This is a genomic window from Aurantimonas sp. E1-2-R+4, assembly GCF_036549515.1.
Taxonomy (GTDB): domain Bacteria; phylum Pseudomonadota; class Alphaproteobacteria; order Rhizobiales; family Rhizobiaceae; genus Aurantimonas; species Aurantimonas coralicida_A.
Genome location: NZ_JAZHLK010000012.1, coordinates 71,727 through 91,086, shown reverse-complemented (window position 1 = coordinate 91,086; position 19,360 = coordinate 71,727). Strand labels below are relative to the sequence as shown.

Genomic DNA, 19,360 nt, shown 5'->3' with positions numbered 1-19,360 from the left:
GTGTGAAGGGGAACCGGTGCTGCCATGACAAACCTCCGTTTGTCACAGTGATTCAGAATTCTGTCAGCTTGGGAATCCCCGAAGAGTCGGCCTTCGCTCCCGTTGGTATAAGAGGGTCTTGCCGGCACTGTTTTTTCTTTCCTCCGTACCACTGCCGGCTGGTGGCATTGTCTTTTGCGCCCTTCTCCAGAATTGAAAAGACGCTATTGGCTGCTAACAAAAAGTCGGTCCAGGCAATGGAAAACGAGGCGAAGTCCGCGCTTTTTTCAAGGCCATTCATCGCGGAAGCAGCGCGATTGACGCGTCCACGGGCCTTTTCAACGGCGACTTTCTTCATAGGGACCAATCCAGAAATTTTTCCCGCGTTTCGAACTTAATCCAGCCGGCGGCCGCTCTCGCTGTCGAAACGATGCAGGGCATCGAGCGGTGCAGCCGCGCGAACCTTCGTTCCCGGCTCCAGATGCGAGTAGCCGGGCACCCGAACGGCGATCTCCGAACCCTTGTCGGGCAGCGCGCCATAGACGTAGCTCTCGGCCCCGACCACCTCGACGCCAGTGACGGTCAGATCGGCGAGCAATTCGCCCGGCGCGGCCTCGGCCTCCTCGACGAGGCGCATATGCTCAGGGCGGATGCCGAGCGTCTGGCCGACGGACGGACCAACCGCCAGGCCGTCGAGGCCGGTGAGCCCGGCAATGCTGCCGCCGGCGGCGCCCACGGGGATGAGATTCATCGCCGGCGAGCCGATGAAGGTGGCGACGAAGAGCGTCGCCGGCCGCTCATAGACGTCCATCGGCGTGCCCGCCTGCTCGATCCGCCCACCATTGAGGACGACCAGCCGGTCGGCCAGCGTCATCGCCTCGAGCTGGTCATGAGTGACGTAGAGGCTGGTGGTCGCGAGCTTGCGCTGCAGCCGGCGAATCTCGGCCCGCATCTGCACCCGTAGCTTGGCGTCGAGATTGGACAAGGGTTCGTCGAACAGGAAGGCTTCCGGCTCGCGGACGATGGCGCGGCCCATGGCGACGCGCTGGCGCTGCCCGCCCGAGAGTTGGCCGGGCTTGCGCGCCAGCAACGGCGCGATTTCGAGTATCCCCGCCGCCTGGTCGACCCGGCGGGCGATCTCGGCCTTCGCCATCTTGCGGTTCTTCAGGCCGTATTCGAGATTCTGCCGCACGCTCATATGCGGATAGAGCGCGTAGTTCTGGAACACCATGGCGATATCGCGCTCGGCCGGCTCCAGATCGTTGACGATCCGATCCCCGATCGAAATCGTCCCGGCCGAGATCGTCTCCAGGCCCGCCACCATGCGCAGGAGCGTCGACTTTCCACAGCCGGACGGGCCGACCAGCACGACGAATTCGCCGTCGGGAATGTCGAGCGAAACGCCCTTCACCGCTTCCACTCCGCCGGGATAGACCTTGCGGACGTCGGAAAGTTCGATGCCTGCCACGCTTATTTCTCCGCTTCGACGAGGCCGCGCACGAACCATCGCTGCATCAGGACGACCACCAGCACCGGCGGCACGATCGCCAGGATCGACGTCACCATGACCAGGTGCCAGGGCGTGTCGGCGTCGGCGAAGGACACCATCTTCCTCAGCGCGATGACGATGGTGTTCATCTGGTTGTCGTTGGTGACCAGCAGCGGCCACAGATATTGCGTCCAGCCATAGATGAAGAGGATGACGAACAGCGCCGCAATGTTGGTCTTCGACAGCGGAATCAGGATGTCCCAGAAGAAGCGCATCGGCCCGGCGGCGTCGACCCGCGCCGCCTCGACCAGCTCGGAAGGGATCGTCATGAAGAACTGCCGGAACAACAGCGTCGCCGTCGCCGAGGCGATCAGCGGCAGGATCAGCCCGGCATAGGTATCGATCATACCGAGATCGACCATCACTTTGTAGGTCGGCAGGATGCGGACCTCGACCGGCAGCATCAAGGTGATGAAGATCAGCCAGAAGAAGGTCATGCGCAGCCGGAAGCGGAAGAACACGATAGCGAAGGCCGACAGGATCGAGATGACGATCTTGCCGATGGCGATGCCGAGCGCCATCACCGTCGTGTTGAACAACAGCGTCCAGACGTTGACGCCGCCGATCCGCCCGATGCCGCCGAACAGCGCCTCGCCATAGTTCTCGACGAATTCGCCGCCCGGTATGAGGGGCAGCGGCGGACGCAGGATCGCCTGCAGCGTCTGCGTCGACGCCATGAAAGTGTAGTAGATCGGAAAGGCGACGATCACGATGCCGAGGACCAGCATCACATGCGCGATCGGGCGGCCAATGGAGTGACGCTCGATCATCGCGGTATCTCCGCCTCACGCATAGTGCACCCGCTTCTCCACATAGCGGAACTGGAAGGCCGTGAGCGCGATGACGATCGCCATCAAGATCACCGACTGGGCGGCCGAACTACCGAGATCGAGATTGACGAAGCCGTCGACATAGACCTTGTAGACGAGCGTCTCCGTCGCCCGCGCCGGGCCGCCGGAGGTCACTGAATCGATGATGCCGAACGTATCGAAGAAGGCGTAGACGGTGTTGACCACCAGCAGGAAGAACGTCGTCGGCGCGATCAATGGAAAGATGATCGTCCAGAAGCGCTTTGTCGACCCGGCGCCGTCGATCGCCGCCGCCTCGATCAGCGATTTCGGGATCGACTGCAGGGCGGCGACGAAGAACAGGAAATTGTAGCTGATCTGCTTCCAGGCCGCCGCGACGACGACGAGCAGCATCGCCTGATCGCCGTCAAGCAACGGGTTCCAGTCGAAGCCGTTGCGTCGCAGCATGTAGGCGAAGGTGCCCATCACCGGATTGAACATGAACATCCACAAGAGGCCCGCCACGGCCGGCGCCACCGCGTAGGGCCAGATCAGCATCGTGCGGTAAAGCCCGCGTCCGCGCACCACCTTCTCGGCAGCGGTCGCCAAAAGCAGCGCCAGCGACATCGACAGCGCGGCTGTCGAGATGCTGAAAATCGCGGTCACCTTGATGGCGTTGAGATAGGCCGGGTCCGACAGGACCGACTGGAAATTGGCGAGACCGACGAACTTTGATTTCAGCCCGAACGGGTCCTCGTGCAGGACTGATTGGTACAACGCCTGGCTTGCCGGCCAGTAGAAGAAGACCAGGGTGATCGCCACCTGCGGCGCGACCAGCAGATAGGGCAGCCATTTGTTGGGAAAGATGGCTTTCGACACGGCGATCCTGGGTCCGAATCAGGCCACACGTGAAGCGAAGCCCATGGAAAAGGCCGGGCGGTCGAACCGCCCGGCGCGCGTTGCGGGTTCGGCGTCCTACTGCGCTTCGGCGATCGCCTCGTTGCCCTGCTCGACGATCTTGTCCATCGTCGTCTGGGCATCCTGGTCGCCGGCCAGCATCGCCTCGAACTGCTCGTTGGCGATGTCTCGGATTTGCGGCAGGTTCGGCAGGCGAACGCCCCTGGAATTGGCGGTCGGCTCCTTGCCCATCATCTGCGTGATCGGCGTCTCGCGGCCGGGATTCTCGTCATAGAAGCCGGAGCTCTTGGTCGCCTCATAGGCGGCCTTGGTCACCGGCAGATAGCCGGAGGCCTGATGCAGGCGGCCCTGGATGTCGGTCTGCGACAGGAAATTGAAGAACTGGGCGATGCCCTTGTATTCCTCGTCCGACTTGCCGCCGAACACCCACAGGCTGGCGCCGCCCGGGATGGTGTTTTGCGGCGCCCCTTCGGCGTTCTCATCATAGGGCAGTTGGCCGATGCCGTAGTTGATCCCGGATTTGACGATATCGCCGAGCCCGCCGGAGGATTCGGTCAGGATGCCGCATTCGCCGGACAGGAACAGCTGCTTGGCCTCCGAGGTCCGGCCGCCATAACGGAACACGCCCTCCTTGGCGAGATCGGCGAGAGCCTGGAAATGCTCGACATAGATCGGCTCGTTAAGCTTCAGCTCGACATTGGTGCCGGCCAGTCCGTTCTCCTCGGTGCCATAGGACACGTTGTTCCAGGCGGCGAAGTTCTCCAGATGGATCCAGGTCAGCCAGGTCGAGGTATAGCCGCACTCCGCCGCGCCGGATTCCTTGATCTTGCGTGCCGCCTCGAACACCGCCTGCCAGGTCTTCGGCGGCTCTTCGGTATCGAGCCCGGCCTTCTCGAAGATGTCCTTGTTGTAATAGAGGATCGGCGAAGAGGAATTGTACGGGAACGACAGCATGGTGCCGTCCGGCTTGGAATAATAGGCGACGATGCCCGGCAGATATTGCGACTTGTCGAAGGTAAAGCCGCCCGCCTCGAGCACCTCGGCGATCGGCTTGACCGCGCCCTCGGCGCCCATCATCACGCCGGTGCCGACGTCGAAGACCTGAATGATCGCCGGCATCTGCTTGGCGCGGAAGGCGGCAATGCCCGCGTTCAGCGTTTCGGGATAGGTCCCCTTGAACACCGGCGCGATCTTGAAGTCTTGCTGGCTTTCGTTGAATTCCTTGGCCAGCGTCTCGACGACCTCGTTATTGGCGCCGGTCATCGCGTGCCACCACTGCAGTTCGGTCACGGCGAAAGCCTGGCTCGCACCGGCGATCATCGCGCCAAGCGCGACGGCTGCGCTGAGAAGTTTGCGGTTCATCTGATGTCCTCACCCGTTGATGCGACTCTCGGGCCCTGTTGCCGAGCTTGTCGAAGACGCCCCGTAACAGTGCTTCAAAAACGGTTCGTGACGCAATGACGAAGCTTCGATGACAGCGCAAAAAACAGACCGCCTGCAGATTTTTGCGCCAGACCGCCGTCGCCCGGAGCCAGCAGGACCGTTGCTCCGCCTCGCCTATTCCCCTCTGGGAAACCGCTGGTTCTCCTCCAGCACGTTGAGATCCATGTGGTTGCGCATGTAGCGTTCCGAGGCCTTTTGCAGCGGCTGGTAGTCCCAGGGGTAATAGGCGCCGTTGCGCAGCGCCTCGTAGGTGATCAGTCGCCGTTGCTGGCTCTCGCGCACCGCCGCGTCGAAGGCCGCAAGATTCCAGCGCGTTTCCGCCGCCTGCCGCAGCCTATCGAAGGCTTCCTTGGCCGCTGGCCCGTCGCATCCGGGCTCCGCCGCCAGGTTGCACGCTTCGCCTGGGTCGGTCTCCAGGTCAAAGAATTCCGGCGGATCGATCTCGCAGAGATTGAGCTTGAATCGCCCCTCCCTGAGCGAGACCATCGGCGCCTCGGAGCCTTCGGCGGCGTATTCCATCGGTACGGGTCCGGACCGGCTTCCGGCGCGCGCCGTCGCCAACAGGCTCTGCCCATCGGCGAAGGGTGCGATGTCGGCGGCGTCGATGCCGGCGAGATCGCCCAGCGTCGGCAGCACGTCGAGGGTCGAGACCGGCACGGCCACCAGCCCGCTCTCGCCGCCCGGCAGGCTCAGCATCAGCGGTACGCGCGACGAGCCCTCGCGGAAACTCATCTTGAACCACAGGCCGCGCTCGCCAAGCATGTCGCCATGGTCGGAGACAAACAGGACGGCGGTGTTCTCCGCCATCCGGCAATCTTTCAGCACACCGAGAATCTCGCCGATCTTTTCGTCGAGATAGGAGATGTTGGCAAAATAGGCCCGGCGCGAGCGGCGGACATCCTCGGGCGTGATCGCGAATTTCTCGAAATCGGACGCCTTCAGAAGCCTTTGCGAGTGCGGATCGTGTTCGGCGAGGGGGATCGGCCCGGTCGCGGGATCGAGATGGGCGCAATCCTCGTAAAGGTCCCAGAAGCGGCGCCGCGCCACATAGGGGTCGTGCGGATGGGTGAAGGATACGGTCAGGCAGAACGGCCGCTCGTCCTGCCCCCGCGCCAGATCGTAGAGCTTGGCGCCGGCGTGATAGGCGACCTCGTCGTCATATTCGAGCTGGTTGCTGATCTCGGCGGCGCCGGCGCCGGTGACCGAGCCCATGTTGTGATACCACCAGTCGATCCGCTCGCCCGGCCGGCGATAGTCCGGCGTCCAGCCGAAATCGGCCGGATAGACGTCGGTGGTCAGCCGCTCCTCGAAGCCGTGCAACTGGTCGGGGCCGACGAAATGCATCTTGCCGGAGAGGGCGGTGCGATAGCCCGCGCGCCGCAGATGATGGGCGAAGGTCGGGATCGAGGACATAAATTCCGCCGCATTGTCGTAGACGCCGGTGCGGCTCGGCAATTGTCCGGCCATGAAGGCGGCGCGGGCCGGCGCGCAGAGCGGGCTCGGCGTATAGGCGTTCTGAAACCGCAGCGACCGTGACGCGAGCGCGCCAAGGTTCGGCGTGTGCAAAAACTCCGCCGGCCCGTCCGGAAACAGCGTTCCGTTCAACTGATCGACCATGACGATCAGGATGTTGGGGCGGGCCATGGAGCGGGTCCTTCGCGGTGATTCACGTGAGACCGCCGAACGGATTGCCGTTGCGGCCTTAACCGCCCCGCTCCTACCACGGCAAACGGCCTCCGCGAACAGCGTCGAGCGGCCCTTCGAGAGGACCGCTCGGTCGTGCCAAGGTGGGTGAAGGTTGACGCCCCGCCCCAAGAAGCGATCTTGTCACCACCTTGGGACCGGGCAATAGCCGAAGCTTACTGCATCTGCCTCGCCATCTCGGCGAGCTTCGCCACCTCCTTGGGGTCGTCGAGTTCGATGCCGAGCTTGGTATTGACGGCGCGGACGGTCTCCTCGGTCACCGTATGATTCGCCGCCGTGGCCAGGAACTCCGCGGCCTTTTCCATGTCGTCGTCGGCCACGGCGTCCTTGTATGCGCCGAGTTGGCCAACCACCGAGCGCGAGGAGGCATTTTCCATCGCGGTCGCGGATGCGTGGGAGGCATTCAACCGGCCGAGCGAGGCAGCGGAGTTGCGATTCTCGCCGCTTTTGCCGTGAGCGTTCCCGCCACTGGCGCTTCGCCCGCCATTGCCGTTTCCATTCCCGCCGCCGCTGTTGCCGCCACCATTGCCGCCGCTGTTACCACCGCCGTTGCCGCCCCCGTTTCCACCACCATTACCGCCGCCTTTGCCTTGGGCCAGCACATCCGCCGACCCGACAGACAAATGGGTCCAGTCGATCGCAACCGGTGTGGCGGCAAGAGCCGCGCCAAGAAACAGGATCGTTGTGGTTTTCATCATTGCCGCTCTGGTCTTCATTGAAGGCCTCCTTGGTGATTCGGACGTGTGCCCGGCTAGCGAATTACCGACGCAATAGGGCGGCAAAGTGATTCCCGGTCACTGCGGCCCTGCGAGCCTCCGGCAGCCCGGCGCCTGGCCGTTTGCACCCCCTCCTCCGCGCGGCTAAGGTCCCGCCGCGACGGGCATTCGGGAGGAACCGCATCATGAATCAGGGGCTTGCGGAGAAACTGAATCCGACCGACGACGAACGCGCCGAGTTGCACGACCCGCTTTCCTCAGGGTTTCCGGCCAGCTTCGAAGGTCGGCTGTTGTTCTGGATCGCGTTTTTCTTCTCGATCTTCCAGCTTGCGACGGCTTCGCATCTTCTCGATCTGCCGAGCCAGATCGTGCGGGCCGTCCATGTCGGTTTCCTCTGCCTGCTCGGCCTGCCGCTGATCGCCGCGATCAAGCGCGAAAACCCCGCCTCGCGCGCACTGTTCTGGGCGCTCGGCGTCGCCGGCATGGGGGTTGCCTTCTACCAATGGTGGGAATACGAGGCGCTGATCTTTCGCGCCGGCATGCCGCTGCCGATGGACACCGCCGTCGGCGTCGCCGCGCTGGCGATCCTGTTCGTCGCCACCTGGCGGATCATGGGGCCGGCGCTGCCGATCATCGCCGGGACGTTCCTCGCCTACACGCTGTTCGGCGAGTATCTGCCCTCGCCCTTTGTCACCCGCGGCTACGATTTTTCGCAGGTAATCGACCACATGGCCTTCGGCACCGAGGGCATCTACGGCATCCCGACCTACGTCTCGTCCACCTACATCTTCCTGTTCATCCTGTTCGGCTCGTTTCTCGAACGCGCCGGGATGATCAAGCTGTTCACCGACATCTCGCTCGGCCTCGTCGGTAGCGCCAAGGGCGGCGCGGCCAAGGTGGCGGTCATCTCCTCCGGCCTGATGGGAACGATCTCCGGCTCCGGCGTCGCCAATGTGGTGACCACCGGGCAGTTCACCATTCCCCTGATGAAGCGTTTCGGCTACCGCGCCGCCTTCGCCGGTGGTGTCGAATCGACCGCTTCGATGGGCGGGCAGATCATGCCGCCGGTGATGGGCGCCGTCGCCTTCATCATGGCCGAGACCATCGACGTGCCCTACACGGCGGTCGTCCAGGCGGCGGTGGTCCCGGCGATCCTGTATTTCGGCTCGGTGTTCTGGATGGTGCATCTGGAAGCCGGCAAGCGCGGCCTGCTCGGCCTATCGCGCGCCGAACTACCCTCGCCGCTGGCCGCTCTCAAAAACGGCTGGTACCTGCTCTTGCCGCTGATCGTCCTGGTCTGGCTGCTGTTCAACGGCTACACGCCGCTGTTCGCAGGCACTATTGGCCTCGCCCTGACGGCGCTCCTGATCCTCGGCGCGCCGCTTGCCGGGCGCATCTCTGTGCAGGCGCTGCGCTATGTGTTCTGGATCGGCCTCGGCCTGTCGGCCGCCGCCTTCTTTCAATATGGCATCATGCCGGTGATGATCGCGCTGGCGATCCTCATCGCCCTCTCGGCGCTGTTCAAGGGCGGTCGCGAGACGCTGATCTTGACCCGCGACGCGCTATCGGAAGGCGCCAAGACGGCGCTGCCGGTCGGCATTGCCTGCGCCATCGTCGGCATCATCGTCGGTACGATGACGCTGACCGGCGTCGCCAACACCTTCGGCCAGTACATCGTCTCGGTCGGCGACACCTCGCTGTTCCTGTCGCTGGTGCTGACCATGATCACCTGCCTGATCCTCGGCATGGGCATCCCGACCATCCCCAACTACATCATCACCTCCTCGATCGCCGGACCGGCCCTGCTGGCGCTGGGGGTTCCGCTGATCGTCTCCCACATGTTCGTCTTCTATTTCGGCATCCTCGCCGATCTGACCCCGCCGGTGGCGCTAGCCTGTTTCGCGGCGGCGCCAATCGCCAAGGCGCCGGGGCTGAAGATCTCGATGGAAGCCGTGAAGGTGGCGCTCGCCGGCTTCATCATCCCGTTCATGGCGGTCTACACGCCGGCGCTGATGCTGCAGGATGGCGGACCACTGGCCGATGCGATCGGCTTCTGGCCGGCGGTCATCTACGTCGTCATCAAGGCGTGCCTCGCCATCGGGCTGTGGGGCGCGGCAGCGATCGGCTTCCTCGTCGCGCCGCTCAAATGGTGGGAGCGGATTCTGGCCGCCGTCGCCGCCTTCACGCTGATCGCCGCGCTGCCGGCGACCGACGAAATCGGCTTCGGCCTCGCCGCGCTGGTGATCGGCTGGCACCTGTGGCAAGTGCGCAAGTACGGCGTGCCGGAAACGGTGAACCGCACCGGCGGACCCGGCGGTCTCGTGGAGCGGCCCGCTTCTGTCCAAGCCGCCGACGAAACGACGACACTGGCGCAATGATCTGCGTCCTCACCGCCGGCAAGACGATCGTGCTCGCCGCCTCCGCCTTCACCCTCGCCTGGACCCACTCGGTGGAAAAGACCAGCTGGCAGGAACGCTGGACCGCCGGGCCGGACGGGCTGACCGTGGTCGAGGGCCGCGTCGAGGGCTCCGGCGCCGGCATGGAGCCGCCGCCGGACGCGGTGCTCAAGGACGGCGCCTATGTCTATACGCCGCATCTCGCCGCCATCCCGGAGCTGGTGCTCGCCGCCTCCGGCACGACCGGAGCGGGCTGGACCCTGTGCGCAGAGGGGAGTCCTGAGGGCACAGCTGGCGACTGCCTGACGCTCGGGGCCGAGCCTGCCGCGCCGATCGTGGTCCGCTGGTGCGACGCGGATAAGGCGGACGAGGTGGGAAATCCGTAGGCGGAGTCATCGCCTGCGCTGCTTCTGCAGCCGAAGGCAGCAAACGCCCTACCCCGCTGTCACCACCACCCGGCCCTTCATGCCGGCGCCCTCGTGCGGCAGGCAGACATAGTCGTAGGTGCCCGGCCGGGCGAATGTCCGCCGATAGATCCCGCCGGCCGGCAGTGGGCCATTGAACGGCCGCGCGCCTCGCGGTAGCCGGACATTGGCAGCATTCTTCGCCAGCGACGGATCGGCGGTCACGGTGTGGCCGAAGGGCGAGGCGTTGCGCCATTCCACGGTGTCGCCGGCTCTGACTTGGACAACCGCCGGACTGAACGCCAGCAGCGTCGTCGCGGAGACAACAGCCGCGACGCCCGGCGGCGGGCTCGTCGAACCGGCCGTGGCGCAGCCGCCAAGCGCGGCGAGGCCGGACAGGGCCGCGAGGCCGAGGACCTGGCGGCGGGACAGGCAGGAGCCGGCCGACGCGGCATCTGGGGATGATACAGGCATCGCAACCTCCCAAGCGGGCAGAGCGTTGCAGTTTACGCCTGCTGTGGACGCCGCGGAGGGGCACTGGCGTCGCCACCGGCCCTGCGGCATCGTTCGGAGCATCACTTTGGCGGCATCGGTCCGCTGTCCAGTCGAGGCAAGCATGCGATTTACAGAAGCCGTCCGCTCGGTGTTTTCGAACTACGCCATTTTCCGGGGCCGCGCGCCGCGCTCGGAATTCTGGTGGTTCGTGCTGTTCACCCTGATCGCCAGTTTTGTCCTCGGCCTCGTCGACAGCGTGATCGTCGGACCGATCCTCGGCTTGAGCCCGCTGAGCGGTCACGGCGCCCGCCCTTTGGACGCGCTGTTCACGCTGGCGGTCTTCCTGCCGACGCTAGCGGTGGCGGCGCGGCGACTGCACGATACCGGCCGCTCGGCGTGGTGGCTGCTGGTCGGCCTGATCCCGCTGATCGGCTGGCTGGTCTTCCTCTATTTCGCCGCCCAGCCCAGCGAGGCGGTGACCAACGAATACGGCCCACCTCCACTGGGACGGCGCGAGGCCTATCGCTGACGGGTCTGCCAGTCCGGGTTGATCCAGGGTCGCAGTTCGGGCTCCGGCGCCAGCATCCCCTCGCCCAAGATATGGTCGGCGGCCTTTTCGCCGACCATGACCGACGGGCCGTTGAGATTGCCGTTGGTGATGCGCGGGAAGATCGAGCTGTCGGCGAGGCGCAGATTGTCGATGCCGATCACCCGGCATTCGGGATCGACCACGGCGTTGTCGTCTTCACCTGAGCCGAGGCGCGCGGCGCCGCAGGGGTGATAGGCGCTTTCGGCGTGATGGGCGATGAAGCCGTCGAGATCGGAATCGCTCTGGAGCGCGTCGCCCGGCTGGATCTCCGGCCCGCGATATTCGTCGAAGGCGGCCTGCGCGAAGAGCTCGCGGGTCAGCCGGATCGCCTGGCGAAACTCGGTCCAGTCGTCGTCATGCGACATGTAGTTGAAGCGGATCGCCGGCTTGGCACCGGGATCGGCGCTCACCAGCCGGATATCGCCGCGCGATTTCGAGCGCATCGGCCCCACATGGGCCTGAAAACCGTGGCCGGGGGCGGCGGCCTGGCCGTCATAGCGGATCGCGCCGGGCAGAAAGTGATACTGGATGTCGGGATAGTCGACGCCGGCGCGCGAACGGATGAAGCCCGCCGCCTCGAAATGGTTGGTCGCGCCGTAGCCGGTGTGCAGCATCATCCATTCGAGCCCCACCCGGCCCTTGGAGAACAGGTCGAGATAGCCGTTGAGGGTGATCGGCTGGGTGCAGCTCTGCTGGATGTAGAGTTCGAGATGATCCTGCAGGTTTTGCCCGACGCCCGGGCGGGCAAGCCGTGTGTCGATGCCGACGCGGGACAGCTCGGCCGGGTCTCCGATGCCCGAATGCATGAGGATCAGCGGCGAGTTGATGGCCCCGGCGGCGAGCACCACCTCGCGCCGCGCCTTGACGAGACCGGTGGTGCGACCGGATCGCTTCACCTCGACACCGGTGGCGCGGTTGCCCTCGAAGGCGACGCGCATGACATTGGCCTGGAGAAGCCGGCAATTGCCCCGCGCCATGGCGGGTCTCAGATACGCATTGGCCGCCGACCAGCGTCGGCCGCGCCAGATCGTCTGCTGCATCGGGCCGAAACCCTCGGGGAATTCGCCGTTGTAATCGTCGGTGACCGGATAGCCGGCCTGCCGCCCGGCCTCGACGAATGCGCCGTAGAGCGGGTTTTCCATGGCGCCGCGCTTGACGTTGAGCGGGCCGGAGCCGCCGCGCCAGTCCGGATCGCCGCCGTCTCCCGTATCCTGGCCCGTGCCGGGGCCGGCGCCCCCCTCGAAGCACTCCATCCGCTTGAAGTAGGGGACGACGTCGGCATAGGCCCAGCCAGATGCGCCGATCTCGGCCCAATGGTCGAAATCATGGGCGTGGCCGCGCACGAACACCATGCCGTTGATCGAGGAGGAGCCGCCAATGACCCGGCCGCGCGGGGTGGCGAGGCGCCGGCCGGCGAGCGCCGGCTCGGGCTCGGAGCGGTAACCCCAGTCGTAGCGGGCCATGTTCATGGGAAAGGACAGCGCGCCCGGCATCTGGATGAACGGGCCGGCATCGGTGCCGCCGGCCTCGACGACGACGACGTCGTAGCGGCCCGATTCCGACAGTCGGTACGCCAGCGCCGAACCGGCCGAGCCCGACCCGACCACGACGTAATCGGCTTCCTCGATGATTTTCATGTACCGATCTCCGCGTCGATATAGCGTTCAACCATCCGGACGGCCGCTGGTCCGTCGGGGGCGGTGAGCGGGGTCAGCGCCTGGCGCAGCCAGACGCCGTCGATCATCGCGCCGGTCGCAGCAGCGACCGGGATGGCGGCATCCGCGCCGAGCAGCGGGGCGAGGCCGGAGACGAGATTGGTTTCGAGCCGACGGAAATACAGCCGCAACAGCCGCGCCGCCTCTGACGAGCGGCGGGCGTAGAGGTAGAAGACCAGCCAGGCGGCGATGGCCTCGCGGGAAAACTGGCTGGGATCGAAGCAGCCTTCGATGACGGCGCTGACCCGCTCGCGGGGCGTGCCGGCGGCGGCAAGCCGGCGGGTGAGCCCATCGCGAAAGCCGAACAGCAGATGGCGCATCGCGGCAATCATCAGATCGTCCTTGGCGCCGAAATAATGATGCACCAGCGCCGGCGACACCGAGGCGCGGGCGGCGATCTGCGCCATGGTGGTGGCCTCCATCGAGCCGGCTTCCTCGATGGCGGCAATGGCTGCGGTGATCAGCGCCTCGCGGCGGGCGGCCTCGAGGCCTGTCGCGGCGGGCCGGATGCGGGTCCATTGGTTCATGGCCGGCAGCATAGATCGATTGATTGATCCGTCAATCAATCCTCCTTGAGATTCCCGATCTCAAGGGCTGAAGGAGCCCCTTACCTCATGCTACTAATAGATCTCTTAGTACCGTTCGGAAGAAGGACGCTCCAATCGTTCCAACCGTTCCGCGCCGCAGGCGGCCCGCCGCAATCTACTACCGCCTTAATTGCTGCGGGCGACGGAGCTTTGTAGCGCTCCCCGTTGTAGAGAATGGCGCCATCGTCGATCTTTGCCTCGATCTTCCGGCCCCCATAGTGCATTTCCAGTTGGCTGCCGTGGGATAAAGATACGCCCCCAGAGGACCATGCGGCCCTACCGCCTGACTCGTCAAAATTCCCCTTAATCGCTTGGTGACAGTCGAATTTTGGAAGGCCTAGCAACCTTCTCAATATCTCGTTCTCCGACTCCTCGAATGCCGTCCTATCAGCCTCAATGCGCTTGTGAACCTCAATGTCGATATCTATGGTTTTCATGTTTGAAATCTCCTTAGTTGAAATAGCACTAATAGATCTTTAGATCCCCGTCAACTGGCTGGAGTGGGAATCAGAATAGGGTCCAGTGCAAAATGGGGAAATTCGCCAGTCGCAATTGACGGCGACGAGAAGCGGGATTTTGATAGCGGCGGCTGTCTCGCTGGACTTGGCAACGGTGCGGCCGCATTTCTTTTCGCCGGCAGGAGCTACGAAATGAAGCAAATTCTTTATACCGCCGCCGCGCTGGCGCTGACCGCCGCGAGTGGCGGCGCCGCGCTCGCCGAGTACAGACTGACGATCCTGCACACCAATGATTTTCACAGCCGCATCGAGCCGATCAACAAATATGATTCGGGCTGCGGCGAGAAGGACGCCGCCGAGAACGCCTGCTTCGGTGGCTCGGCGCGGCTGGCGACCGGCATCAAGGCCGCGCGGGAAGCCTCCGACAACACACTGCTGGTCGACGGCGGCGATCAGTTTCAGGGCTCGCTGTTCTATACCAAATATAAGGGCAAGGCGGCGGCCGAGCTGATGAACACGCTCGGCTACGAGGCGATGACGGTCGGCAATCACGAGTTCGACGACGGGCCAAAGGTGCTGCGCGCCTTCATGGAGGCGATCGACTTCCCGATCCTGCTCGCCAATGCGGATATTTCCAAGGAGCCGGAACTCGCCGACGCGCTGAAATCCTCGACGGTGATCGAGAAGGACGGCGAAAGGATCGGCCTGATCGGCATCACGCCGGCCGACACGGCCGAATTGTCGAGCCCCGGCCCGAACGTCAGTTTCGCCGATCCGGTGGCGGCCTTGAAACGCGAGGTCGAAAAATTGACCGGCGAGGGCGTCACCAAGATCGTCGTGCTCAGCCATTCCGGCTACGCGGTCGACCAGCGCGTCGCGGCCGAAGTACCCGGCATCGACGTCATCGTCGGCGGCCACACCAACACGCTGTTGTCGAACACCGACAAGAAGGCCAAGGGCCCCTACCCGACCATGATCAAGGGGCCCGAGGGCGATGTNCACACCAACACGCTGTTGTCGAACACCGACAAGAAGGCCAAGGGCCCCTACCCGACCATGATCAAGGGGCCCGAGGGCGATGTGGCCATCGTCCAGGCCTATGCCTATGGCAAATATCTCGGCCAGCTGGACGTGACCTTCGACGATGCCGGCATCGTCACCGCCGCCTCGGGCGAGCCGATCATCATGGATGGCGAGGTGGTCGAAGACAGCGCGCTGAAGACCCGGATCGCGGAACTGGCCAAGCCGCTGGACGAAATCCGCCAGAAGGTCGTGGCCGAGACGAGCGCGCCGATCGACGGCGGCCGCGACACCTGCCGGGCGGGCGAATGCCAGATGGGCAACCTCGTCGCCGAGGCGATGCTCGACCGGGTCAGGGACCAGGGCGCCGAGATCGCCATCACCAATGGCGGTGGCCTGCGCGCCTCGATCGATTCCGGTGAGATCACCATGGGCGAAGTGCTGACCGTCTTACCGTTCCAGAACACGCTGGCGACCTTCAAGCTGACCGGCGCCGACCTCAAGGCGGCACTGGAGAACGGTGTCTCCGAGGTCGAGGAAGGCGGCGGCCGGTTCCCACAGGTGGCTGGTCTGAAGTTCACCTGGTCGAAAGCCGGCACGCCGGGCGAGGACCGGGTGACGTCGGTCGCGGTCAAGGAGGGTGATGGCTTCGTGCCGCTCGACCCGGAGAAGACCTATCTCGTCGTCTCCAACGACTTCATGCGCGGCGGCGGCGACGGCTACAAGATCTTCGCCGACAAGGGGATGGAGGCCTATGATTTCGGCCCGGCGCTCGACGAGGTGGTGGCGCAGTATCTTGGCCGGGACAACGCCGCCTATGATCCCGCCACCGACGGGCGGATCACCGAGGAACAGTAGGCGCAAGCCTGCGACGATATAGGACATGAGGCCGGCGGGACGCGCCGGCCTCTTCGTGTCGAGGATAGGCCATGCCGCAAACGACCGTCTCGACCGCCGGATATTCCCGGTGGCACGCCCTGATCGGGCTCGTCATCGTCGCGCTGGCGGCGCTTGTCCTCTACGCCATGGGCCGCGAACCGATCTGCACCTGCGGCACGGTCAAGCTCTGGCACGGCGTGGTGCAAAGCTCGGAAAACTCCCAGCATCTGTCGGACTGGTATTCGCCCTCGCACGTCATCCACGGCTTCATCTTTTTCGGGCTTGGATGGCTGGTTTTGCGGCGCTGGTCGCTCGGCGCCCGGCTCGTCCTGGCACTCATCGTCGAAAGCGCCTGGGAGATCGCCGAGAACACCGACAGGGTGATCCAGCACTACCGCGAGGCGACGATCTCGCTCGACTATTTCGGCGACAGCATCGTCAATTCGGTCAACGATCTCGGCTTCATGGTGCTCGGCTTCTGGCTGGCCGGCCGGCTGCCGGTCTGGATGACGGTCCTGATCGCCGTCACCTTCGAGCTGTTCACCGGATGGATGATCCGCGACAATCTCACCCTCAACGTCCTGATGCTGCTCTGGCCGATCGAGGCGGTGAAGGTCTGGCAGGGCGGGGCGTAGCCCTATGATCACAGCGCAGCCGGGCTTTCGCCCAGCTGCGCTAACGAGTCTGACGTTATTTCTTCTCGTTCTTTTCCAGCCAAGTCTGTAGCTGCTCGATTTCCTTCTCTTGATCATCGATCATCTTCTGAGCTAGCGCCTTCAATTCCTCGTCCTTGCCGTTCTCCAGCTCGACCTTCGCCATCTCGATCGCGCTTTGATGGTGGGGGATCATCATCTTCGCAAAATCGGTATCCGCATCCCCGGACATCTGGATGGCTCCCATCTGCTCCTGCATACGCTGCATGGCCTCCATGTAGCCTTGCGAGCTTTGCGTCGGGTCAACGCCCTCTTGCATGGACATCGTCTGCCCCTGCATGTCAGCTTGGCCCTGCATCATCTTGCCCATATCGTCGCCGCCGGCCTTCTGGCCGTCCTGCGCGAAGCCGGCAACTGCCGGCAGAGCAAGAACGGCGGCGAGCGCCGCAGTAGCGAGAAACTTGCGCATGGTCTTAATCTCCAGGTTGATTGCGGTGCCTCGCCAGGCCGATGCCGGGTCGGCCTTCGCAACACACACTCATCTATGACCGTTTGATGACGTCTAGCTGGCGATTACAGCAATTCCGGAACATGCATATGTTACTCATGGTAATATACAAATATAAATCTATAGGAAATATAGATATTAATATCATATATATTTAAAATATAGTCTATAGTTAAAGATAATATATAATAAGATTATAGAAATATAGCCAGTGACGTCAGTCAGTTTCGATATGCCGCACCGCGGAGGTAGGCGTACGGCCATGACCACGATGGGCGATTGGGTGATTGTCGGGCGATCGCCGCCCGATGTCCGGCGTTGGCACTCGTCTCGAAATGCCGCGCCGCCACGCGGCAAGTCCGTGGATATCGTCCGATATGCCTTTCTTGTAATACGATGATTTACTGACGAATGGCGACCGGAGTTTATTTCGGAAATTATAGAACTTTCGGAAACTGACTGTGCCTGTAGCGCCGGTAATGTCCGTTTAATCGTAACCTGCTAGCAAAAGGCATGGCATCGCTTTGGCAATCCCTTTTTGCGAACCTCGCGCTCGTTGCGATCCTGGTCGTACTGTGGGACTTCATCAGCGAGTGGACGGGGCGGCTGTCGGTGCGGCTCCAGCCCCTGCTCCTGGGGCTCATCATGGGCGGCGGCGCCATCGTGTCGATGGCGACGGCGCAACCGCTGTTCCCGGGGTTTGTCATCGACCTGCGCGCACCGTTGGTGGCCGCCGCGGCCTTCTTCGGCGGTCTGCCGGCAGTGGCCGTCGCCGGGACGGCAACCCTGATCTACCGTCTGCATCTTGGCGGCGCGGGCGTGCCAGCGGGCGTTCTTGATCTGCTGATCGCTTGCCTTGTCGGGCTTGCCGGTTTCTGGTGGACGCGGTCTCGGCCCAAGACGACCAGCCTTATCCTGATCTTCGCGCTCGTGGTCGCGTTTTCCCGACTGCTCGCCTATGTCGCCGTCCCGGCGGACATGCGCATGGCGCTTCTCGCAAGCACCGGATTTCCGCTCGTCGCGCTCACCTTCGTCAGTACGGTACTGATGACCGTCGTGTTGCAATGGCAGGCGCGGCGGCGCGACCTGTTGACCTCCAACCTGATCTACCGGGCGATGGTGCGTGAACTGCCCGACTGCCTCAACGTGAAGGATATGGAGGGCCGGTTCGTCGTCGCCAACCCGGCCACGGCGACGCTGATGCGGGCGGACACCGCGGAAGGCCTGATCGGCAAATCCGACTTCGACTTCTATCCAGCCGACCTGGCGGAAAAATTCCGGCAGGACGAAGCCGCCATGTTGAAGCGCGGCAAACCCGAGCGCGTCGACCAGGAGACGCTATTGCCGAACGGAACGACCGGCTGGCTTTCGACGCTCAAGGTCCCTCTCAGGAATGAACAAGGCCGCGTCGTCGGAATCATCACCTACAATCGCGACATCACCGAGATGAAGCGCGCGGCTCAGGTCAAGGCCGAATTCATCGCGACCGTCAGCCACGAGTTGCGCACGCCTTTGACCTCGATCCGCGGCTCGCTTGGCCTCGTCGCCGCCGGCATGGCGGGGGAACTGCCGGCCAAGGCCGCCCGCCTGGTCGAGATCGCGCACGATAACAGCGAACGTTTGGTGCTGTTGATCAACGACATTCTCGACATGGAGAAGATCGAATCGGGGAAGATGCAGTTCGATCTGAGGCCCACGCCCCTTCGTGACTTGATCGAGGGCGCCATCAGCGCCAGTGCCAACTATCTCCCCGAGCGACAGATCCAGACCGTACTGATCGACGACGCTCCGCGCGCGCAGGCGAACATCGACCCCAACCGCCTGCATCAGGTGCTTGCCAACCTTCTGTCGAACGCGATCAAATTTTCTCCGGTCGGAGCAACGGTCACGGTGAAGATCGGGCGACGCGAGGGCGGCCGGCTGCGCCTTTCGGTGATCGACACGGGACCGGGCATCGAGGACGCGTTTCGGGAGCGGATTTTCGGCAAGTTCGAACAGGCGGATGCCTCCGATACACGGGAGAAAGGTGGCACCGGCCTCGGCCTCAGCATCGCCAAGGCCATTGTGGAAAAGCTCGATGGCACGATCGGCTTCGACACACAGTTGGGCGCGGGGACCGTGTTCTACGTCGATCTGCCGGAATTCCTCGCCGCGTCGAGGGAACTCGAGCTTCCGCCGGAGTCCGGCGATCTCCGGCCGCGGATCTTGCATGTAGAGGACGACGAAAGCGTTCTCCACATCATGTCGATGGGATTGGGGACGGATATCTCGATCGCGTCAGCGCGCTCCTTGACCGAGGCTCGGCAGATTCTTGCCCACAGCCAGTTCGACGTCGTCATCCTCGATGTCGCGCTGCCCGACGGATCGGGGCTCGATCTGCTGCCGGATCTACCCGAACAGACTGCGGTGATCGTCTTCTCGGCGGCGGAGATCAGCCGCGATGTGCATGCGCGCGTCAGGGCGACGGTGACCAAGACGCGGTCGTCGGAACTGGACGTGGCGAGACTCGTCAAGAGTTTTCTACCCGCGTCGGCTCTATCGCCCGGCGCCTAGGCTCAG

Annotated in this window: 18 protein-coding genes; 6 read left to right on the top strand and 12 right to left on the bottom strand. The window is 63.9% G+C overall.

Going from position 1 to position 19,360, the window contains the following annotated elements; all coding sequences use genetic code 11:
• Positions 1-52: 52 nt before the first annotated feature.
• From VQ045_RS08070 to VQ045_RS08040, 7 genes are all read right to left on the bottom strand, one after another.
• On the bottom strand, positions 53-337 hold the full coding sequence (locus VQ045_RS08070; RefSeq protein ID WP_331829755.1) for a hypothetical protein: 285 nt from the start codon (positions 335-337) through the stop codon (positions 53-55).
• A gap of 36 nt (positions 338-373) precedes the next feature.
• Positions 374-1,447, bottom strand: a complete 1,074-nt coding sequence (locus VQ045_RS08065) for a sn-glycerol-3-phosphate import ATP-binding protein UgpC (protein ID WP_331829754.1) — start codon at positions 1,445-1,447, stop codon at positions 374-376.
• A 2-nt stretch (positions 1,448-1,449) separates the two neighbouring features.
• Positions 1,450-2,298, bottom strand: a complete 849-nt coding sequence (gene ugpE / locus VQ045_RS08060) for a sn-glycerol-3-phosphate ABC transporter permease UgpE (RefSeq protein WP_327625229.1) — start codon at positions 2,296-2,298, stop codon at positions 1,450-1,452.
• A 15-nt stretch (positions 2,299-2,313) separates the two neighbouring features.
• Positions 2,314-3,195 carry a sn-glycerol-3-phosphate ABC transporter permease UgpA gene (ugpA, locus tag VQ045_RS08055; RefSeq protein WP_327646040.1) on the bottom strand — a complete coding sequence of 294 codons (882 nt, stop codon included), beginning with the start codon at positions 3,193-3,195 and terminating at the stop codon, positions 2,314-2,316.
• 96 nt (positions 3,196-3,291) lie between these two features.
• Complete coding sequence (ugpB, locus tag VQ045_RS08050) at positions 3,292-4,596, bottom strand: sn-glycerol-3-phosphate ABC transporter substrate-binding protein UgpB (RefSeq protein WP_331829753.1); 1,305 nt, start codon at positions 4,594-4,596, stop codon at positions 3,292-3,294.
• Positions 4,597-4,791: 195 nt separating this feature from the next.
• Positions 4,792-6,321, bottom strand: coding sequence for a choline-sulfatase (betC, locus tag VQ045_RS08045; protein ID WP_331829752.1), 1,530 nt, complete (start codon positions 6,319-6,321; stop codon positions 4,792-4,794).
• Between the two features lie 215 nt (positions 6,322-6,536).
• Positions 6,537-7,097, bottom strand: coding sequence for a hypothetical protein (locus tag VQ045_RS08040; RefSeq protein WP_327625225.1), 561 nt, complete (start codon positions 7,095-7,097; stop codon positions 6,537-6,539).
• Between the two features lie 185 nt (positions 7,098-7,282).
• Between VQ045_RS08040 and VQ045_RS08035 the strand changes: the two genes are divergently transcribed.
• Entirely contained in the window at positions 7,283-9,475 is a 2,193-nt protein-coding gene (locus VQ045_RS08035) for a TRAP transporter permease (protein WP_331829751.1), read from the top strand.
• Positions 9,472-9,879 carry a DUF1850 domain-containing protein gene (locus VQ045_RS08030; protein ID WP_331829750.1) on the top strand — a complete coding sequence of 136 codons (408 nt, stop codon included), beginning with the start codon at positions 9,472-9,474 and terminating at the stop codon, positions 9,877-9,879. Before VQ045_RS08035 ends, VQ045_RS08030 begins: the two co-directional genes overlap by 4 nt.
• A 48-nt stretch (positions 9,880-9,927) precedes the next feature.
• On the opposite strand, the gene VQ045_RS08025 is transcribed toward VQ045_RS08030, so the two are convergent.
• Entirely contained in the window at positions 9,928-10,371 is a 444-nt protein-coding gene (locus VQ045_RS08025) for a cupredoxin domain-containing protein (RefSeq protein WP_331829749.1), read from the bottom strand.
• Positions 10,372-10,513: 142 nt separating this feature from the next.
• On the opposite strand from VQ045_RS08025, the gene VQ045_RS08020 reads away from it, so the two are divergent.
• The gene (locus tag VQ045_RS08020) at positions 10,514-10,921 is read left to right on the top strand and encodes a DUF805 domain-containing protein (RefSeq protein WP_331829748.1); all 408 of its coding nucleotides are present in this window, start codon (positions 10,514-10,516) and stop codon (positions 10,919-10,921) included.
• On the opposite strand, the gene betA is transcribed toward VQ045_RS08020, so the two are convergent.
• The 3 genes from betA to VQ045_RS08005 all read right to left on the bottom strand — a co-directional run bounded on the left by betA (position 10,912) and on the right by VQ045_RS08005 (position 13,720).
• Entirely contained in the window at positions 10,912-12,618 is a 1,707-nt protein-coding gene (gene betA / locus VQ045_RS08015) for a choline dehydrogenase (protein WP_331829747.1), read from the bottom strand. The two genes, VQ045_RS08020 and betA, sit on opposite strands and share 10 nt — an antisense overlap.
• Positions 12,615-13,223 carry a transcriptional regulator BetI gene (betI, locus tag VQ045_RS08010; RefSeq protein ID WP_331829746.1) on the bottom strand — a complete coding sequence of 203 codons (609 nt, stop codon included), beginning with the start codon at positions 13,221-13,223 and terminating at the stop codon, positions 12,615-12,617. Before betI ends, betA begins: the two co-directional genes overlap by 4 nt.
• Before the next feature lie 80 nt (positions 13,224-13,303).
• Complete coding sequence (locus tag VQ045_RS08005; protein ID WP_331829745.1) at positions 13,304-13,720, bottom strand: hypothetical protein; 417 nt, start codon at positions 13,718-13,720, stop codon at positions 13,304-13,306.
• Positions 13,721-13,933: 213 nt separating this feature from the next.
• Between VQ045_RS08005 and VQ045_RS08000 the strand changes: the two genes are divergently transcribed.
• The gene (locus tag VQ045_RS08000) at positions 13,934-15,619 is read left to right on the top strand and encodes a bifunctional metallophosphatase/5'-nucleotidase (RefSeq protein ID WP_331829744.1); all 1,686 of its coding nucleotides are present in this window, start codon (positions 13,934-13,936) and stop codon (positions 15,617-15,619) included.
• Between the two features lie 71 nt (positions 15,620-15,690).
• Entirely contained in the window at positions 15,691-16,275 is a 585-nt protein-coding gene (locus VQ045_RS07995) for a DUF2585 domain-containing protein (RefSeq protein ID WP_331829743.1), read from the top strand.
• A 55-nt stretch (positions 16,276-16,330) separates the two neighbouring features.
• On the opposite strand, the gene copM is transcribed toward VQ045_RS07995, so the two are convergent.
• Complete coding sequence (copM, locus tag VQ045_RS07990) at positions 16,331-16,762, bottom strand: CopM family metallochaperone (RefSeq protein WP_331829742.1); 432 nt, start codon at positions 16,760-16,762, stop codon at positions 16,331-16,333.
• 552 nt (positions 16,763-17,314) lie between these two features.
• On the opposite strand from copM, the gene VQ045_RS07985 reads away from it, so the two are divergent.
• Complete coding sequence (locus tag VQ045_RS07985; protein WP_331829741.1) at positions 17,315-19,354, top strand: ATP-binding protein; 2,040 nt, start codon at positions 17,315-17,317, stop codon at positions 19,352-19,354.
• The last annotated feature ends 6 nt before the right edge of the window (positions 19,355-19,360 follow it).

What these genes read in the sequence shown, in the direction of transcription:
- VQ045_RS08005 (WP_331829745.1), bottom strand. Translation starts at nt 13,720, where the DNA reads ATGAAAACCATAGATATCGACATTGAGGTTCACAAGCGCATTGAGGCT.
- copM (WP_331829742.1), bottom strand. Translation starts at nt 16,762, where the DNA reads ATGCGCAAGTTTCTCGCTACTGCGGCGCTCGCCGCCGTTCTTGCTCTG.
- betC (WP_331829752.1), bottom strand. Translation starts at nt 6,321, where the DNA reads ATGGCCCGCCCCAACATCCTGATCGTCATGGTCGATCAGTTGAACGGA.
- VQ045_RS08030 (WP_331829750.1), top strand. Translation starts at nt 9,472, where the DNA reads ATGATCTGCGTCCTCACCGCCGGCAAGACGATCGTGCTCGCCGCCTCC.
- betI (WP_331829746.1), bottom strand. Translation starts at nt 13,223, where the DNA reads ATGAACCAATGGACCCGCATCCGGCCCGCCGCGACAGGCCTCGAGGCC.
- VQ045_RS08025 (WP_331829749.1), bottom strand. Translation starts at nt 10,371, where the DNA reads ATGCCTGTATCATCCCCAGATGCCGCGTCGGCCGGCTCCTGCCTGTCC.
- VQ045_RS08070 (WP_331829755.1), bottom strand. Translation starts at nt 337, where the DNA reads ATGAAGAAAGTCGCCGTTGAAAAGGCCCGTGGACGCGTCAATCGCGCT.
- VQ045_RS08035 (WP_331829751.1), top strand. Translation starts at nt 7,283, where the DNA reads ATGAATCAGGGGCTTGCGGAGAAACTGAATCCGACCGACGACGAACGC.
- VQ045_RS08020 (WP_331829748.1), top strand. Translation starts at nt 10,514, where the DNA reads ATGCGATTTACAGAAGCCGTCCGCTCGGTGTTTTCGAACTACGCCATT.
- VQ045_RS07995 (WP_331829743.1), top strand. Translation starts at nt 15,691, where the DNA reads ATGCCGCAAACGACCGTCTCGACCGCCGGATATTCCCGGTGGCACGCC.
- ugpE (WP_327625229.1), bottom strand. Translation starts at nt 2,298, where the DNA reads ATGATCGAGCGTCACTCCATTGGCCGCCCGATCGCGCATGTGATGCTG.
- betA (WP_331829747.1), bottom strand. Translation starts at nt 12,618, where the DNA reads ATGAAAATCATCGAGGAAGCCGATTACGTCGTGGTCGGGTCGGGCTCG.
- VQ045_RS07985 (WP_331829741.1), top strand. Translation starts at nt 17,315, where the DNA reads ATGGCATCGCTTTGGCAATCCCTTTTTGCGAACCTCGCGCTCGTTGCG.
- VQ045_RS08040 (WP_327625225.1), bottom strand. Translation starts at nt 7,097, where the DNA reads ATGAAGACCAGAGCGGCAATGATGAAAACCACAACGATCCTGTTTCTT.
- ugpB (WP_331829753.1), bottom strand. Translation starts at nt 4,596, where the DNA reads ATGAACCGCAAACTTCTCAGCGCAGCCGTCGCGCTTGGCGCGATGATC.